Origin of the sequence: Alkalihalobacterium elongatum (assembly GCF_019024285.1) — a bacterium.
Classification (GTDB): domain Bacteria; phylum Bacillota; class Bacilli; order Bacillales; family Bacillaceae_F; genus Alkalihalobacterium; species Alkalihalobacterium elongatum.
This window is the reverse complement of sequence record NZ_WMKZ01000017.1, coordinates 18,928-35,365: the sequence shown is the minus strand read 5'-3', so window position 1 is coordinate 35,365 and position 16,438 is coordinate 18,928. Positions and strand designations below refer to the sequence as shown.

The following is a 16,438-nucleotide window of genomic DNA, read 5'->3' as shown; positions in this document are numbered from 1 at the left end:
CAGGTGAAAAGATGTCTTTATTGTGATGCTGTAAGGCAAGACAAGGTCAGCTGGGCCGCCTTTTTTGGTCTAGAAAAAGAAGTGATGCTTTGTGAACGATGCCAGGCAAAACTGGAGGAACTTGCTGCGCCACTTTGTGAACAGTGCGGGCGCTCCTTAAAAGAACTTGATGAAAACTTCCATGATGGCAGCATGTGCAGTGACTGCATGCGCTGGGAGCAGGACGCGCAGTGGCGCGGTGTATTAACGAAAAACCGCTCACTCTACCAATACAATTCTTATTTAAAAGAGATAATGGCCCAGTTTAAATACCGCGGCGACTATGCGCTTGGAGAAGTGTTCTGCGAGTCGTTATTAGCCATCTATCGCCGTGAGTTGCGTGGAACTTTTCTCGTTCCTATTCCATTAAGCAAGGAAAGGCATTATGAGCGCGGCTTTAACCAGGCAGAGGTTCTAGCGGCGATGATCGGAGAACCTGTAGGCGCATTGGAACGCCAGCTTCATGAAGAAAAACAAAGTAAGAAAACCCGTGAGGAGCGTCTCCATCGCAAAGAAAATCCGTTTATAGTAGCCAAGCGCTTTAAAGAGAAAGTTGCAGGAGTCGATATTACAATCGTCGATGACATTTATACGACAGGCGCTACGGTACGTTATGCAGCCAAGGCTCTCCTCGACAGTGGGGCAAAGTCTGTCTCATCGATCACGATTGCAAGGGGATGAATAGGACTTGATGCTCCCAAGAGATGAACAACAGTAGTTCTTTTTTGCTAAACCTCAATATCCTTCATCCCTCCAAATACTCATTATGAAAAGAATCTCTAAAACCCTTTAAAATCACATGAAACAAGCCGATATAAACAATATACAAATAAAAAAAGCAAGGTATTCATTAATCGCGTCAGCTTCAGTCGGCAATTGAACGGCCGAAAGATGAATGCTAGGGGATAAGTTTATAAATGAACGAGGTTTTTGGTTAATAGGCATTAGAGGAAGAGGGGATAATAAATGCCAAGTTTGGAAAATTGTCCGCGTTGCGGAGGTCTTTTTGTTAAAGCCTTACGAACGATTTGTGATAAGTGTCACCGTGAAATCGATGCGATGTTTCAAACTGTCTATACGTTTATTCGCAAAAGAGACAACCGTAAAGCGACTTTGCAGGAAGTAGTTGCAGCGACTGGGGTCAAAGAAGAGTACATTTTTCAATTTATTCGTGAAGGGCGATTGCAGCTAGCGCATTATCCGAACTTAGCATACCCATGTGACATGTGTGGCGCCATGATCCGTGAGGGGAAAATTTGCCCGAGCTGTAGAACGAGTATGAATAAAGATATAGAGAATTACAAAGCTCAAGAAGGAGTAGCCGAACGTAATCGCTTAAGAGAAAAGGCTACCACGCAAACGACCTATCATTTATTTGATGATGAGGTAAAACGAAAATAGTGTTTAAGATGGTTTGCATTTATGCCGATATCAAACATAATGGAAGTGTCATCGGAAAAATGAAACGAAAGGAGTGACATCAATGAAAATTAACCCTTATCAATCCATTCAAAACAACACGTATCGCAAGCAAGTAGAAAAACAAATGGCGAGTAGTGATGTAAAAATGAAACGAGACGACATACAAATTTCAAAAGCAGCCTTAGAACTTCAGCAGAGTACGAAAATTGATGCCGCTCGTCAAGAAAAAGTAAGTCAATTAAAAGAGCAAATTAAGTCCGGCAACTACAAAGTGGATGCGCAAGCAGTGGCGAATAAGCTTTACGACTATTGGATGAAGTCATAACGGAACATACGAGGAGGATGAGCATGTCAGCAAAAGCAGTCATTGCGGTTTTAGCCGATCTAATTAAAGTGCATAAAGAATTAAATCAGATTGCGGTCGAAAAGACAGAGGTTGTCAAAAAAGGAGAAATGGCTGCCCTTGATATGCTCATCAAAAAAGAAAGTCCTTTTATCCATCACTTGGGAAAGTTAGAAGAAAAACGAGTGTTAGCAGTGGAACAATTTATAAACGAAAAGGGACTGGTAACAGAGGACGTAACGATGAAGCAGTTGATTGAGCGTGCACCCCAAGAGGAGCAAACCCTCCTTTTAAAGCTTTATCGAGCGCTTTTATCTGAAATCGATATCTTAAAAAAGAACAATCAACTCAACCAACAGCTGATTGAGGATTCGTTACGGTTTGTGAACCTTTCCCTTGATTTATTGACGCCCGAGCCAGAAGAAGTCACATACCAGCGACCGACAAAAAATCAATATGAGACAGGATCAAGTCGTTCTATATTTGACTCGAAAGCCTAGTCATTTTTTAGAGAGAAGAAACGGGGGAACAACTGAATGATTTCATCATTTCACGGACTAGAAACAGCACGTCGTAGCTTAATGGCTCACCAAAGTGCTCTCCATACAACGGGACATAATATTGCAAATGCGAATACACCAGGCTATTCAAGGCAACGGGTCAATCTAACGCCAGGGGAGTCTTTTCCAAATACATCGTTTAATCAACCAGGTATTCCAGGGCAGATTGGAACTGGGGTTAAAGTGGACTCCATTCAAAGATATCGTGAACATTTTCTTGACCTACAATTTCGTAATGAAAATGCCAAGCATGGATTCTGGGATGCGAGATTTAATGCGCTTCATAAAATGGAGGATATTTTAAACGAGCCGTCTGAAGACGGGATCGCAAAAACGATGGACAGGTTCTGGAATTCTCTGCAAGATTTATCGGTGCACCCTGAAGACTCTGGATCTCGTTCGGTTGTTCGTCAACAAGGATATGCGTTAGCAGAGACGTTTAATTATATAGCGGACTCATTAAGCACCGTGCAACGAGACTTGCAAAAAGAGGTTGAAGGTAATGTTCATCAAATGAACACTTTAATCCGCCAGATTAATAATATTAATCTACAAATCTCAAAAGTTGAACCACATGGCTTTGTGCCGAATGATCTGTACGATCGTCGGGATCAATTAGTAGATGAGCTTTCAAAGCTTGCGAACATAAAAGTAGAGATGGTTCAAAGCGGCGGAAACCCATCGAGTGTTGCTGAAGGACTGTACAATATTAAGCTAGCAGACGAAAATGGCCGTGACATCGGTGTCACATTAGTAGATGCTAGAAACTTTCAAACGAATGAAGTGAAAGTAAAATATGAGGACAAGCCGAATGGCGAAAAAGGATTAATTGAAAAAATCTATTTCGGTCCGAAAAACTCGCTCAATTCATCAGGTAACTTAGACGCAGTCGGCGGCCTTATGTCATTCCGTGTTGATGAATTTGCAGCGCATGGTAAGCTTGTAGCCAACATGGAATCTTACGGTTTTATAGGCGAGGGCGCTAAAGAACGTGGACTTTTTCCAGACATGCTCGAACAGCTAGATATTATGGTGTTTACATTCGCCCAAGAATTCAATGCCATTCATCAAGCGGGTTGGAACCTAGACGATGTGAAGAATGGTGTCAAAGGACCTGGAGTTGACTTTTTTACCTTTAAAGGAAACCCTGCCAACTGGCCAACAAGCGATAATCCAAAGGGTGCGGCTTCTATGCTAAAAGTTTCGGATGAGATTAGAAGCTCTTTAGATAAAATTGCTGCTTCTACAAGTGGTTACTCTGGGGACGGTTCCAACGCATTAGCTCTAGCCAATGTGAAGGACCGTACATTGAACTACGGCGGTTCATCGACGAATGTACAAAGCTTTTACCAAGGAATTATTGGTGATATGGCGGTTCATACGAGCGAAGCAGATCGCATGCGTCGTAATGCCGACACTTTGCGTACGGCTGTAGAAGAACGAAGAATGTCTGCAAGCAATGTATCACTAGATGAAGAAATGACAAATATCATTAAATACCAGCATGCCTATAATGCGGCAGCTCGTAACGTAACGATGATCGATGATATGCTCGACCGAATTATTAACCGTATGGGACGAGCTGGTCTATAAGCGGTTGACAGATGATAAGTGAGGTAGATGAATAAAATGCGAGTTACTCAAACGATGCTTTCAATGAATACATTACGTCATATTAATCAAGGCTATGAGCGGTTAGGGAAGCTTCAGGACCAGCTCGCAAGTCAAAAGAAGATCACTCGAGCGCATCAAGACCCAGTTGTCGCGATGAACGGAATGCGCTACCGAACGCAAGTAACAGAGGTCGATCAATTCAAACGAAATCTAGCAGAAGTATACAATTGGATGGATAGCGCCGACTCGGCGTTAGATATTACAACACAAGCTTTGCACCGTATTCGAGAGCTAACCGTTCAAGCTTCTAATGATACGTTTGAACCGACCCAACGAGCAAACATCGCCAAAGAAATTGAACAGCTGCGAGCTCATATTGAGTCGATGGCGAATACAAAAGCAAACAATAAATATATCTTTAACGGTGCCAATACAATGAATGCCCCTGTGGATACAAGTAAAATGAACATCAGTGTGGGTGACCTTCCAAACTATGAAAATGGGCAACTTGAAGTGTCTTTTAACGGTAAAGTCTTTCAGTTTGATCATGCAGCTGGAGATACCCATACCTTTGTGAACGGACTTGAAACGATTACGATTGATGTGGCAACGAACACTGTAACCCATACATCACCTGATCCAAAAAGCAATACAACCCCACCAGCGATGGTGTCTAATTCATTAAAGGATTGGAATGTGACCGTGTCACAAGTAGGTGCAGTTTCAACGAATCGCCAAGCAGTTGAAATTGAAATATTAAAAGGTGTAACGCTGCCTGTCAACGTAACACCACAAAACATCTTCTCGAATGCCCTGTTCGGTGACATCATTCGTTTAGAAAATGCCTTAAAAGACCCATCAACAAAAGGTGAAGACCTAACGAAACTAATTAGTAACTTTGATAAACACATCGATCAATTTGTCGCCGAACGTGCCGAACTCGGTGCCCGTATTAACCGCGTAGAAATGGTCGACAGCCGACTCATGGAGCAAGAGGTCATCGCAAGACGCATCATGTCCAATAACGAAGATGTCGACATCGAACGAACCATTGTCGACCTCATGACCCAAGAAAGCGTCCACCGCGCAGCCCTATCCGCCGGCGCCCGCATCATGCAGCCGACGCTGCTGGACTTTTTGAGATAGGGCGCTGTCCGTAAAAGAATGGTGCCAGGCACCTTTATAGGTGCCTGGCACCATTTATTATAAGGGGGAATTTTCATGAAACTCGCCCAATTACAAATCTCTTCGGCACGTGCTGAAATTGGAATGAAGACACAAAAGCCTCCGATGCGCATTCAACAAGGCCATGCCGACTTAAGAATTGATCAGCAGCACAACGACATCCTGCAAATAAGTAAAAGAGCGGCTAAGTTACACATCGATCAATCGCAGGCCTTTGCTGATGCCAATTTAAAAGGTATCTCCCGTTATTTAGGTGACATCGTTCAACGCGGTGAGCAAAAGGCGAATCAGTACATAGCGAGAATTGCCCAGCAAGGTGACCAACTCATGAAGATTGAAAATGGCCAGGGGGCAATTCAACAAATTGCGAAAACGAACAGCCAGCTGCAAACGTACGACTTTAATCTCGGTACAATGCCAAAGCCATTTTCAGTAAAGGTCCATTACGATTCTGGTGAAACGAACATAAAAGTGAACCGAAGAGACGTCAACGTTCAAGTAAACCAAAGTCCAACTCACGTCGATATCCCTAAATGGCAAACAGACGTGTACCTCAAACAGAAAAACAGCATTTCGTTCCAAGCAGTGGGGGCGTTCGTAAATAAGGGATTATAGTTCCTAATAGAGAGGTCACCTTTGTGTTGAGGTGTTTTTTCATGTGGTCGATCATTGTTACTGTTACTGCTGTCGAGCCCTGAATTGAATTCGTGCATGAACTTTCTATAAAATGGTAACATAAACATATCAGTTTGAAAGTTGTGGTGATAGAGATGAAGATTGAAACAAAATTTATTGGAGAAGTAACAATTACTAAAGAGGATGTCATTACATTTGAAAAAGGTTTACCTGCCTTTGAAGACGAAACAGAATTCGCAATCGTTCCATTCGCTGAAGGTGCGCCTTTTTACATTTTACAATCGACCAAAACAGTACAAACAGCATTTATCATCGTGAATCCTTTTCATTTTTTCAGCGATTACTCGGTCAAGCTTTCAGATAGTACGATCGAAAAATTACATATAGAAAAAGAAGCAGACGTCGCTATCTATACGATCGTGACGGTCAAAGAGCCTTTTGCTAATTCAACGGTTAACCTGCAAGGCCCAATCGTTATAAATACAGCTAAAAATTTAGGGAAACAGTTTGTCATGGTGGAAAGTGACTATGAAACGAAACAAAAGCTCATCCAAACAGCAGCCGCAAAGGTAGGGGAGGGAAAGTAAATGCTCGTACTCACGAGAAAGAAGAACCAGTCCATTACAATCGGTGACGACATTGAAATCACCATCCTAGCCGTCGACGGTGACCAAGTAAAGATTGGAATTGAAGCACCAAAGAATTTAGACATTCATCGGAAAGAAATCTACCTTGCCATCCAGGAAGAGAATAACCAAGCTGCGGCAAGTGTATCGGTTGCCGGGTTGGAGGCGTTTTTGAAAGGGAGATAAATAGTGCGGAAGGGAAGCAGAACTTGTTCTTTTAGGGCGGGTTCTGTTTTTTATTTGGTTGAGTACGTGAGTTTGGAAAGAAAAGTAGCAAGATTTAATCTCAAAAATTTGAAATGAAAAGTCGAATTCCTAAAATAATTGCGGGTTTGTTTTAGGTACTTAGACATTGAAATTACCCATTTTGTTACAAAAAAATGAACAACAAAAAATCTCTAAAAAACTATTAAACTTTTGCCGAACCAAGTCGATATAAGTAATGTAGCAGCAATAAGATAGTTGTATCCGGCCGGTGCATCGATCTTATTGCCTGCAAAACTATCAATCCAACCACAAGGATGTGGGCGGAGTTAACTCAAGGAGGAAATTAACATGATTATTAACAACAATATTTCTGCGTTGAACAACCACCGTCAGATGGGTATTAACCAAGCTGGAGCACAAAATTCAATGCAAAAGCTTTCTTCAGGTCTTCGCATTAACAAAGCTGGAGACGATGCGGCTGGTCTTGCAATCTCTGAAAAAATGCGTGGACAAATTCGTGGTTTAGATCAAGCATCTCGTAACGCACAAGATGGTATTTCTTTAATTCAAACAGCTGAAGGTGCATTAAACGAAACACATTCAATCCTTCAACGTATGCGTGAATTAGCGGTTCAAGCAGCTAATGATACAAATACAGATACTGATCGTGCAGAACTTCAAAAAGAAGTTGATCAGTTAGTTCAAGAGATTGATCGTATTGCTGACACTACCGAGTTTAACACTAAGAAACTTTTAAATGGTGATTTAGCTGGTGCAAGAGTTTCAGAAGAAAGTTTCAAAATTGAAAATAATGACAGTAAAGGTGCATTAACTATTGAAGCTACTGATTTAGGTGAAGGTGATTTGACTGACGGTACATTTACTGTTAAGATCACTGGCTTCGAAACAGATGATGAAGGAGCTGTTACAAGTTACACTTTAAGTGTTGCTGATTCAAAAGGAAATCTTACAGAAGACATTAGTGTAGATGTGGGCGATGAAAATGATACTGCAATTGCAGGGGTAACAATCACTGTTTCTGATATAGATGATCCTGCTGAGGCTGCAAAGTTAGTAGGTAAAGAAGCTACTATTACAACTCGTGCGGCAGTTGAAGAAGGCGATAGTAAATCTCTTTCTTTCCAAATAGGTGCTAACTCTTCTCAAACTATTTCAGTAGGAATTAACGATATGAGCGCATCAGCGTTAAAAGTTGATGAAATTGACTTAACATCTGCTAGCAAAGCAGGAGCAGCTATCTCAGCTATTAACCAAGCTATTGAAAATGTATCAGCTGAACGTTCTAATCTAGGTGCATTCCAAAATCGTTTAGAACATACAATTGCTAACTTAGGTACATCTTCAGAGAATTTACAAGCTGCAGAATCGCGTATCCGTGACGTAGATATGGCTCGTGAAGTAATGGAAATGACAAAGAACAACATTCTTTCTCAAGCTTCTCAAGCAATGCTTGCACAAGCTAACCAAGCTCCACAAGCTGTATTACAGTTATTAGGATAATCTTAATTTTAACAATTACAAAGGAGGCTCTAGCATTGCTAGGGTCTCTTTTTAATAATATGAAAATGACATGCAGGTGTTTATGGTGAATTTTAAGAGAGATTTATTAAGAGAATATATTGAAATGGATGATAGAATAAGAGAATTGTATAGTACTATCACTCAACACCCTAATCATAAGAGAGATATCAAAGTATATGAAAGCTACGGGAAGAAAAAGGGTGAGATACAATACCTTAGTAAAGAGGTCATCATTGAGCTTGATATTAACTTAGGTGACGAGTCGATTCTAATAATGGCACATGAATTGATGCATTACTTGTTGGTTTTAGATGGAGCTTTACTACCAGTACTAAAGAAAGAGAATGTAACGGGTCTAGCAGAAGGTGTAAAACATATACTAATGAGTGGATTAACACATCATTTTCTATTAAAAACAGAACTTGATAATAGAGGATTTAGAGAACTACAGTCTAAATATTCTCTAAGTAATAAAGTGCATTCAATACCTCTATATTACTATTTCGATGAAAAGGTATGTTTATTGGGATTATTTGATCGTTCTACGTTTGCAAAATGTTATGATTTTGATGCATTATACAATCAATTTGGTGAAGAAGGTTTAAGCCATGAATATGAAATGCTTAAAAATACTTCCAAAAATAGTATCGATGATATAAACGAAATTTCATTTAACCTTATTAGATTACTTAATTGTGAAGATGAATTACAATTAAAAAGCTTAGATGATTATACAATAATTAAACGTTGATTTGTGGAACAGGGGAAACAAGTGGACAGCCCCCTTGTTCCATTAGATCCTTCCAATTGATTGAATCCCCATGAAGCCCACTTTGCAAACAATACACTTGCATACAAACTATCTTCCTAACCCGCACCCAACACAAGCTTCAAGTTTATATTATAATTATGAACGTACGTTTGTTCTGTGAGCACTAGATGTTCAAGAAACAAGCGAGCTTAGCCCCTACTTCCATCATGGGAGTAGGGGCTATTTCTATTTTAGGAGGAATGTGAAATGAGAATGTACGAGAACACAAAGCAGTTACAGCTACGATTGATTGAAGAGGTTAAAGAATGGAATACCAAGCCAGCCAAGCGAGTGAATATTGTTAGTCTAAAGATGGTTAGGAAGTCTAGCATGTTGTACAAAGAAAGGAAGATTACATCACCAGTTGATGCTTATAATCTACTAAAGCCCTAATGATTAATGCAAAAAGGGCGTAGTCATTGTCGTTTGTTTAGAAACAAAAAATAACCAACAGAGATTAATGCTTGCCGTGTAGGAAGCTTAAATTCATTAATAGTACATTCAAGGAAGCATAGGGATGGTTCTATAGACTTCAACATAATCGTCACTCTTGAAGTTATTAGAGATAATAAATTGAAATTATTAGGATGCTACTTAACTTTTATCGAATCGTGCCGATATAAGACATATATTACCGATCGGCTAGAGGGGAGAGAAAGTTAATGAGAATATCAGGTCTCGCTTCAGGGATGGATATTAATCAAATCGTCGATGACATGATGCGTGTTCGACGAATGCCTGTTGATAAATTAATTCAAGATAAGCAAATTAAAGAATGGCAACGAGATGCGTATCGAGAAGTAAATATAAAACTACAAGATTTCAGGAAATATGTAAATGATACATTTTCAAGATCAGCCAATTTAAATGCAAAACTAGTAAACAGTAGTAACAGTAATAAAGTAACCGCGACTGCTCGTTCGGATGCTGGGGATACAAGCTTTACTATCTCACGGGTTACCCAGCTTGCGACGGCTGCTTCTAAGTCTAGTACGGCTCAAATCACTTCAACAACTGGAAACAGGGTTGATCCGAGGAAATCATTAAATTCAGAGTTTGCTACTCAAGCAAACCTTCAATACACGGGAAATGAAGAGAACCTTCAACTTTCACACACTACAATTCACAATGTTTCAAGTGTAATTGTAGGAAATGACCAATTTACCTTTGTTGCAAATTCTGGTAGTGATGGACAATGGACATTTAAACATGGAGAAGGAGAAAATCTTAGACAAATTACAATAAGTGAACATGGTGAAATTATAGTAGAGGGCTTTGCCGCAGATGAAACGGTCGATATTCAAGTAGGCTATCGCTACGAAGCGCAAGCACTTGAACTAACAGTATATGATCAAAATGGTAATCCAGTCACAAAGAAGTTTGAGGTCGATGATAAGAAGACACTTAATCAATTAATTTCCGATATTAACAGTGCCAAGATGGGCATTAACGCCTTTTATGACGAACATTCAGGAAGAATTTCATTAACCCGCACAGTAACAGGAAAATTTAATGAGGGTGGCAATGAAATCGAAATCGGTGGTTCACTTGCTTCACTTTTAAAATTAGATGGAGCAACTGAGCAAGGCGGCACCAATGCCAAGTTTGTAATAAATGGCCTTGAAACGGAACGAACGTCGAACACTTTTACGATCAATAACACAACGTTTACGTTGAGGGATACAATTTTAGAAAGTGACCCACCAGTAACAATCAATGTCGAAACCGATGTTGAGAAGATTTTTAACCATGTCACAGAATTTATTACTAAATATAATGAGATGATCGACTTTATTAATGAAAAGTTAAAAGAAGAGCGGCATCGTGATTTTCGTCCATTAACAGAGGAACAGCGTCGAGCAATGTCAGAACGGGAAATTGAACTTTGGGAAGAAAAAGCGAGGAGCGGTATGCTTCGAAATGATACCGTGCTGTCGAGTGCTTTGACGCAAATGCGAATGGCCCTTTCAGAGACGGTCAATGGGATTGCTCAAGGTGGTCTTGATCAGCTATCTAAGATTGGTATTGTGACGACGCGGAACTTTATGGACGGAGGAAAACTCGAGCTTAATCAAAACCGAACGGGTCCTGATCGTTTAACGGGAGAAGAACTGCTTCGTAAAGCGATTAAAGAGAATCCAGAAGGACTGTATCAATTGTTTATGGCGGGATCATCGACAGGACCGCGAGAAGAGCAGGGGTTATCGCGGCGTCTCATCAATGTATTAGATAATACTGTTCGTAGGTCGATTGAAAATCGAGCGGGTAATGAGTTTAGGCAAAACCAACAGTTTACATTAGGGCGTGAGATTGATGCGATTGACCGCCGCGTAACAGACTATGAAAGACGACTACAACAATATGAGGATCGTTTATGGCGCCAGTTTACGGCAATGGAGAAGGCTATGCAGCAAGCCAACTCGCAGGCTGAAATGCTGTACATGCAACTAATGCCACAATAATTTTTACAAGAAGAAGGGTGGATTCCTTACTATGGCTATTAATTATCAAAATGCATATAAACAAAACACTGCAAACACTGCTTCACCAGGGGAGTTAACATTAATGCTATACAACGGTTGTCTTAAATTCATCAACCGCGCCAAAAAAGCGATGGAAGAAAATAATGTCGAACAGCGAAATGAGAATATTGCCCGAGCTGAAGCAATTGTTCGTGAGCTAATGGTAACGTTGAAAACGGAAAACGAAGTCGGAAAAAATATGTTAAGGATGTACGATTTTATCATTAATCGTTTAATTGAAGCGAACATTAAAAATGATCTTGATGCTCTAAATCAAGCAGAAGATTTTGTTATCCAGTTCCGCGACACATGGAAGCAAGTGCTGCAAATCGATCGTCAAAAGCGTTACGGGGCAACGGTTGGAGGAAAAGCGTAGTGCAGCTTTTTCACGAATTGTATAGTGTAACGAAGAAGCTTCATGACTATGTTGTTATGCCATTTGACAAAGAGAGTGAAGAAGAAAGCGAAGCCTATATTACTTCTGTTGAAGAGCTGCTCGCACAGCGGCAACGATTAATCGAGCAGTTCCAGCAAGAAAAACCTGTAGTGACGGAGAACAATCAGCAGCTTGCAGAAGAAATTGTTGAAATGAATACCGTTATATCGAAGCGACTGCAGGCTAATAAGGTTTTGCTAGGAAATGAACTTAAGAAGGTAAAGCTGAAGAAAACGCAAGGAAAAAAGTACGATAATCCTTATGGGGGGACCACCGTTGAAGGTGTGTTTTTTGATAAACGAGGATTGTAAGTTGAACTTGTTTCAAAATTTACTTTATGTATCGAACAGAGTAGCCAAAAGGTTACTCTTTTTTACTACAACCAGAATTCTCTATTTATTTGGGTCTAATGTCTTATTTGTTTTGAAACGGTGTCATGTGTATTAAGATCAATATTAAATGAACCGATAAAAAGAAAAAAGGGTACAATTCGGCAGGAGGAAACCTCATGGAAATTTCCCAAAACAATATAAACTTGCATAACCAAACCAATAAAAGCGGCTCAATCTCAAGCGAAAAATCTGTAGATACAAACCCGCATGCACAACGAAAAGCAGTCGCTGAAAACGTTAAACAAGTCGTTGAAGACATAAAAAGTCACGATATGACTAAAGATGAAATAGAACAGCATGTTGACAGCATTAATAAGTTTTTAGAATTAAACTCAACATCTCTAAAGTTTGAAATGCATGATAAATTAGATCGTGTGTCAATCCAACTCATTAATAAAGAAACAGACGAAGTCATTCGAGAAGTCCCACCGAAAGAATTATTAGACATGGTCGCAACGATGCTTGAACAAGTCGGGCTCATTATTGATGAAAAGATCTAAATGATGTTATGAAGTGGCACCATTTTGAAGGAGATCCCTATGAACAACTACGGCTTTTGTGTGGAATGCGGGAAGGTGAAAGAAAACAAGCTGATTTCCCATTGTGATGAATGTAATTCCCGTTACAGAGAGATATTTTACGAGATAAGGCTTTATCTCATGCAGCACCCGACAGCAACTGCAATGGATATTGCTAATAACACAAACATTAAGGTAGAACAGGTCATGCAGTTTATTAAAGACGGTATGATCCATATAAAGGCATAAATAAATGGTGCCAGGCACCTTTAATGCACTAAAGTGTTTTTACTCAACGAGGACTCTAGTTGTACTAGGGTCTTTTTTGCATGCGTAGGCTTTAATCCGCCCCGTGAATACAACGTCTATGCCAAATCTTTACTAACTTTAAACAAAAACTTCCAAAAAATCATTTTCCTTCTTCTTTAGTCGTAGTATTATATAGGTATAAAGTATCGTGACTATAGTTTTGGGAGGGGAGCTCATTTGGGTATTGAAGTAGTCCCTTTGTATGATAAAAGTTGTACGTGTTCATTATGTGATTATTCTTTTACGACGAAAAAGTTGCGTTCGCGTTTTGGAACAGCGCGGCAGATAGAGTCGGATTTTTATACACAATATCTCTATGAAGAAAAAGATGGAGGCCTTAATCCGCTTTTGTATTATGTCAATGTCTGTCCTTCGTGTGGCTATGGTTTTTCTGACGAAGCCAGTTGTTACTTCCCGCCAGGCTCCAAAGATCGTATTTTACAAGCGATCACCAGCAAGTGGAAGGGGCATACATACTTTGGTGACGAGCGGACGTTGAAAATAGCGATTGATGCTTACAAGCTTGCCATATATAGCGGTAGTTTAAAAAAAGAGCGGGCAATCGTTTTAGCAGGGTTAGCAGTGCGCCTGTCTTGGTTGCATCGTACGGGTGGAAATGAACTGGAGGAGCAACGATTTAAGGGAATAGCTCTTCAAAACTTTGAGAAGGCATACTACGAAGCCGATTATAAAAATTCTGGCATGTCCGTCGTTCGATTAGTGTATTTAATCGGCGAATTACATCGGTCCTTTCAAAATTACGCTAAAGCCTCGCAATATTTTTCAAAGATTATTTACATTAAAGAGCCGTCAAAGGACAAGCCATTTATTGAGATGGCGCGTGATCGCTGGTATGATATGGCTCAAGAAAACCGATCTAGACAAAAGGAATTAAAGAGTTTGAACCTCTAAAAGCAGTCAGACCAGAATAAAAAGGAAGATAAGGCTAATTCAAAGTGAGAATATTACATAAAATGTAAACAAAAAGAAGCACTTCGCCGTTGAAGTGCTTCCTGTCCTAGTTCTCTGCCTATTCTTCTTCCTCTAACTCTTCCTCGAGATCTTCAAAATCGAAGTCTTCGAAGTCGAAGTCTTCCATGTCCTCAAGGCCTTCGAGGTAGTCGAAGTTAAATTCGTCAGCTGTGTCAATCACCTCTTGCGGAATTGTGATTTCACCCACACCGTTGAAGTTCGTCATAACACCTGTCATGCGTTGAATGGAAGTCATTGTCTCATCTTCAATTGTCATAGACATATGCATTTCCATGTCCATTTTTGTTTGGTAGAATGTACCTTTATCAATGTAAATGATGTAGTTGAATGTTTCGACGTTCATCATTCCTAAAAGCTCATCCATCATGACACCAGCTTCTTCAATAAAGCCCATTGCTTCTTGTGCCATTGTTTTAAAATTGTCGTCTGTTCCTTTGACCGATAAGATGTAATGAGTCTCATCTTCTGTAAGCTCTGTTTCTTCAGCAAACTGTTTGAACAATTTCAGTTGCTCCTCGGCATTCATTTGCTGTTGAGAAGCTTGGAGGATCTCCTGAGAAAATTCTTCAGGGAATTTTACCCAACCGCCTACCATCGTGTCTTGGACAAACATTCCTTCTTCTGTAAAATAACTTTCAGTTTCAAGGACCTCAACATTTTCTTCAAGTCCTTGCATTGTCATTTTTTGATATAGACGCAATGGCTCCATTGTAATGTCTGCAACCATTGTCATTGTCATTGAAAATGGATCTTCACCTGGAACTTGGAGTTCTTGATCGTTATTCATTTCCATCGTGTAGCTTTCAAGTTTATTCATCGCTTCAATTGATTTTTGTATGACTTCATCGACTGATAAATCGGTAGTTCCTTGATCATCCTCTGTTGCTTGATTGTCTGTTGTTGGACTTTCTGTTGATGATGGTTCATTACCACCACATGCTGCTAAAACTAAAATTAGTGCTAAGCTAGCCATTAGTGCTTTGATATAATTCATAAGTACCCCCTTGTAATTGCCGTTTCAAATCAAAATTTTACCATAGTTTTACTTTTTTTTATAGGGTAATCATTAGGGGAATATAGACAATATTCGCAAGTTTTTAGTGAGGATATATGGTTTATTTCTTATTTATAAAAAGTTTGCGGTGTAGATAGAAGGAACCTTTGGGTATGTAGAGGCTAGATGCAGTTACTTTCTAGTACACCGCATGTAGGAGCTGTTTACCTGACCAGGGCATAAAGGTGAGGGGACAAAGTTAGTATGCTTATGCACCGAACCCCTGTAAGAGGCGGTAAAAGCATCGCAGCTCTTTCTTGAGGAGAGTGGCTGCGTACGGTCTTTGAAGGTATAGAAAGGATTTTTTTCGTCAAAATATGACGTACCTTTATATTACCAGATAAGGTATTGTTTTAACAATCAGACTATTTTGAAATTATTGTAAAAGTATTGTGACTTTTATTACAGAGGTTTTCTAGGTGTTACGAAAAATATAGTTCTTAATAACGAATGTTATGAAAGTGTCAGTGTCTAAACCTGCATAAAGAACTAGTGTAAAAGTCGTAAATAGGTTCAGGTCAACAGTATAGAAAGCAATTGGGTTGTTAGTGATCTGTACTGGGGGATGATATCCTTTGCCTATTTCACGATTGTCTTTTATTAAGAAGTGCTATGTATTAGTGCATCTTTAATTAGGTTTACTGTGAGAATTTAAAGTTTTCAACACTTCGTTCAACATTTTCAAAGCCACACTGAAAAAAGGATTTCCCTTCATTAACCACCAAAATCTCCCGCTACAAGAAAAAACTTTTTACTATATTACGTATAATTGTTTCGATTTCAGAGATAATAATTATCGAAAATCCACAGTTCACTATATTTAACAATTTAATAACATAATTTAGTGAAAATACCTCGATTTATGGCGAGAATTTATAGGCGAAATTTTCGTCAGTATTTGTCGCAAACTTTAGAACGATACAGGTTTGACGCCTATATAGAAGTTCTGATATAGTGAAACTGTGGAATATTTTCACAACGATTTAATTTACGAAGGGAATGTGAAAGCATGCAAGGAAAAGTAAAATGGTTTAATGCAGAAAAAGGTTTTGGTTTTATCGAGCGTGAAGACGGTGACGACGTATTCGTACACTTCTCAGCTATCAATACTGATGGTTTTAAAACTCTTGACGAAGGTCAAGCTGTTGAATTTGAAATCGTTGAAGGTGCTCGCGGACCTCAAGCTGCTAACGTAACAAAGCTGTAATTCACATCCCAGGTTGGAATGA

20 protein-coding genes are annotated in these 16,438 nt (G+C 39.6%); 19 read left to right on the top strand and 1 reads right to left on the bottom strand.

The window, feature by feature from the left end; translation table 11 throughout:
• Positions 1–3 precede the first annotated feature (3 nt).
• From GKP30_RS23905 to GKP30_RS15440, 18 genes are all read left to right on the top strand, one after another.
• Positions 4–720: a ComF family protein gene (locus GKP30_RS23905; RefSeq protein ID WP_216830372.1), complete on the top strand. Its 717-nt coding sequence runs from the start codon at positions 4–6 to the stop codon at positions 718–720.
• Positions 721–1,005: 285 nt separating this feature from the next.
• The gene (locus GKP30_RS15520; RefSeq protein WP_216830371.1) at positions 1,006–1,440 is read left to right on the top strand and encodes a TIGR03826 family flagellar region protein; all 435 of its coding nucleotides are present in this window, start codon (positions 1,006–1,008) and stop codon (positions 1,438–1,440) included.
• Between the two features lie 82 nt (positions 1,441–1,522).
• The gene (gene flgM, locus GKP30_RS15515; RefSeq protein WP_216830370.1) at positions 1,523–1,786 is read left to right on the top strand and encodes a flagellar biosynthesis anti-sigma factor FlgM; all 264 of its coding nucleotides are present in this window, start codon (positions 1,523–1,525) and stop codon (positions 1,784–1,786) included.
• Positions 1,787–1,809: 23 nt separating this feature from the next.
• Positions 1,810–2,304, top strand: a complete 495-nt coding sequence (locus tag GKP30_RS15510) for a flagellar protein FlgN (protein ID WP_216830369.1) — start codon at positions 1,810–1,812, stop codon at positions 2,302–2,304.
• A gap of 36 nt (positions 2,305–2,340) precedes the next feature.
• Positions 2,341–3,957, top strand: coding sequence for a flagellar hook-associated protein FlgK (flgK, locus tag GKP30_RS15505; RefSeq protein ID WP_216830368.1), 1,617 nt, complete (start codon positions 2,341–2,343; stop codon positions 3,955–3,957).
• Between the two features lie 27 nt (positions 3,958–3,984).
• Positions 3,985–5,124, top strand: a complete 1,140-nt coding sequence (gene flgL, locus GKP30_RS15500; protein WP_328703169.1) for a flagellar hook-associated protein FlgL — start codon at positions 3,985–3,987, stop codon at positions 5,122–5,124.
• Between the two features lie 75 nt (positions 5,125–5,199).
• Positions 5,200–5,778: a DUF6470 family protein gene (locus tag GKP30_RS15495; RefSeq protein WP_216830367.1), complete on the top strand. Its 579-nt coding sequence runs from the start codon at positions 5,200–5,202 to the stop codon at positions 5,776–5,778.
• A gap of 155 nt (positions 5,779–5,933) precedes the next feature.
• Positions 5,934–6,386: a flagellar assembly protein FliW gene (gene fliW, locus GKP30_RS15490; protein WP_216830366.1), complete on the top strand. Its 453-nt coding sequence runs from the start codon at positions 5,934–5,936 to the stop codon at positions 6,384–6,386.
• A complete protein-coding gene (csrA, locus tag GKP30_RS15485) occupies positions 6,387–6,611 on the top strand; it encodes a carbon storage regulator CsrA (RefSeq protein WP_216830365.1) in 225 nt (74 codons plus the stop codon). It abuts the gene before it with no gap.
• Positions 6,612–6,980: 369 nt separating this feature from the next.
• On the top strand, positions 6,981–8,153 hold the full coding sequence (locus GKP30_RS15480) for a flagellin N-terminal helical domain-containing protein (RefSeq protein ID WP_216830364.1): 1,173 nt from the start codon (positions 6,981–6,983) through the stop codon (positions 8,151–8,153).
• Between the two features lie 85 nt (positions 8,154–8,238).
• The gene (locus GKP30_RS15475; RefSeq protein ID WP_216830363.1) at positions 8,239–8,925 is read left to right on the top strand and encodes a hypothetical protein; all 687 of its coding nucleotides are present in this window, start codon (positions 8,239–8,241) and stop codon (positions 8,923–8,925) included.
• Between the two features lie 267 nt (positions 8,926–9,192).
• Complete coding sequence (locus GKP30_RS15470) at positions 9,193–9,378, top strand: hypothetical protein (RefSeq protein WP_216830362.1); 186 nt, start codon at positions 9,193–9,195, stop codon at positions 9,376–9,378.
• Between the two features lie 269 nt (positions 9,379–9,647).
• Entirely contained in the window at positions 9,648–11,447 is a 1,800-nt protein-coding gene (fliD, locus tag GKP30_RS15465) for a flagellar filament capping protein FliD (protein WP_216830361.1), read from the top strand.
• A 31-nt stretch (positions 11,448–11,478) separates the two neighbouring features.
• Positions 11,479–11,883, top strand: a complete 405-nt coding sequence (gene fliS / locus GKP30_RS15460; RefSeq protein ID WP_216830360.1) for a flagellar export chaperone FliS — start codon at positions 11,479–11,481, stop codon at positions 11,881–11,883.
• A complete protein-coding gene (locus tag GKP30_RS15455) occupies positions 11,883–12,254 on the top strand; it encodes a hypothetical protein (protein WP_216830359.1) in 372 nt (123 codons plus the stop codon). Before fliS ends, GKP30_RS15455 begins: the two co-directional genes overlap by 1 nt.
• A 197-nt stretch (positions 12,255–12,451) precedes the next feature.
• Positions 12,452–12,835, top strand: coding sequence for a flagellar protein FlaG (locus tag GKP30_RS15450; RefSeq protein WP_216830358.1), 384 nt, complete (start codon positions 12,452–12,454; stop codon positions 12,833–12,835).
• Positions 12,836–12,874: 39 nt separating this feature from the next.
• On the top strand, positions 12,875–13,102 hold the full coding sequence (locus GKP30_RS15445; protein ID WP_216830357.1) for a hypothetical protein: 228 nt from the start codon (positions 12,875–12,877) through the stop codon (positions 13,100–13,102).
• A 237-nt stretch (positions 13,103–13,339) separates the two neighbouring features.
• Positions 13,340–14,074 (top strand): DUF2225 domain-containing protein, encoded by a 735-nt coding sequence (locus tag GKP30_RS15440; protein WP_216830356.1) that lies wholly within the window; start codon positions 13,340–13,342, stop codon positions 14,072–14,074.
• Positions 14,075–14,192: 118 nt separating this feature from the next.
• On the opposite strand, the gene GKP30_RS15435 is transcribed toward GKP30_RS15440, so the two are convergent.
• The gene (locus GKP30_RS15435) at positions 14,193–15,149 is read right to left on the bottom strand and encodes a DUF6612 family protein (protein ID WP_216830355.1); all 957 of its coding nucleotides are present in this window, start codon (positions 15,147–15,149) and stop codon (positions 14,193–14,195) included.
• Positions 15,150–16,218: 1,069 nt separating this feature from the next.
• On the opposite strand from GKP30_RS15435, the gene GKP30_RS15430 reads away from it, so the two are divergent.
• Complete coding sequence (locus GKP30_RS15430) at positions 16,219–16,416, top strand: cold shock domain-containing protein (RefSeq protein WP_216830354.1); 198 nt, start codon at positions 16,219–16,221, stop codon at positions 16,414–16,416.
• Positions 16,417–16,438 lie beyond the last annotated feature (22 nt).

What these genes read in the sequence shown, in the direction of transcription:
- GKP30_RS15520 (WP_216830371.1), top strand. Translation starts at nt 1,006, where the DNA reads ATGCCAAGTTTGGAAAATTGTCCGCGTTGCGGAGGTCTTTTTGTTAAA.
- flgM (WP_216830370.1), top strand. Translation starts at nt 1,523, where the DNA reads ATGAAAATTAACCCTTATCAATCCATTCAAAACAACACGTATCGCAAG.
- GKP30_RS15510 (WP_216830369.1), top strand. Translation starts at nt 1,810, where the DNA reads ATGTCAGCAAAAGCAGTCATTGCGGTTTTAGCCGATCTAATTAAAGTG.
- flgK (WP_216830368.1), top strand. Translation starts at nt 2,341, where the DNA reads ATGATTTCATCATTTCACGGACTAGAAACAGCACGTCGTAGCTTAATG.
- flgL (WP_328703169.1), top strand. Translation starts at nt 3,985, where the DNA reads ATGAATAAAATGCGAGTTACTCAAACGATGCTTTCAATGAATACATTA.
- GKP30_RS15495 (WP_216830367.1), top strand. Translation starts at nt 5,200, where the DNA reads ATGAAACTCGCCCAATTACAAATCTCTTCGGCACGTGCTGAAATTGGA.
- fliW (WP_216830366.1), top strand. Translation starts at nt 5,934, where the DNA reads ATGAAGATTGAAACAAAATTTATTGGAGAAGTAACAATTACTAAAGAG.
- csrA (WP_216830365.1), top strand. Translation starts at nt 6,387, where the DNA reads ATGCTCGTACTCACGAGAAAGAAGAACCAGTCCATTACAATCGGTGAC.
- GKP30_RS15480 (WP_216830364.1), top strand. Translation starts at nt 6,981, where the DNA reads ATGATTATTAACAACAATATTTCTGCGTTGAACAACCACCGTCAGATG.
- GKP30_RS15470 (WP_216830362.1), top strand. Translation starts at nt 9,193, where the DNA reads ATGAGAATGTACGAGAACACAAAGCAGTTACAGCTACGATTGATTGAA.
- fliD (WP_216830361.1), top strand. Translation starts at nt 9,648, where the DNA reads ATGAGAATATCAGGTCTCGCTTCAGGGATGGATATTAATCAAATCGTC.
- fliS (WP_216830360.1), top strand. Translation starts at nt 11,479, where the DNA reads ATGGCTATTAATTATCAAAATGCATATAAACAAAACACTGCAAACACT.
- GKP30_RS15450 (WP_216830358.1), top strand. Translation starts at nt 12,452, where the DNA reads ATGGAAATTTCCCAAAACAATATAAACTTGCATAACCAAACCAATAAA.
- GKP30_RS15445 (WP_216830357.1), top strand. Translation starts at nt 12,875, where the DNA reads ATGAACAACTACGGCTTTTGTGTGGAATGCGGGAAGGTGAAAGAAAAC.
- GKP30_RS15435 (WP_216830355.1), bottom strand. Translation starts at nt 15,149, where the DNA reads ATGAATTATATCAAAGCACTAATGGCTAGCTTAGCACTAATTTTAGTT.
- GKP30_RS15430 (WP_216830354.1), top strand. Translation starts at nt 16,219, where the DNA reads ATGCAAGGAAAAGTAAAATGGTTTAATGCAGAAAAAGGTTTTGGTTTT.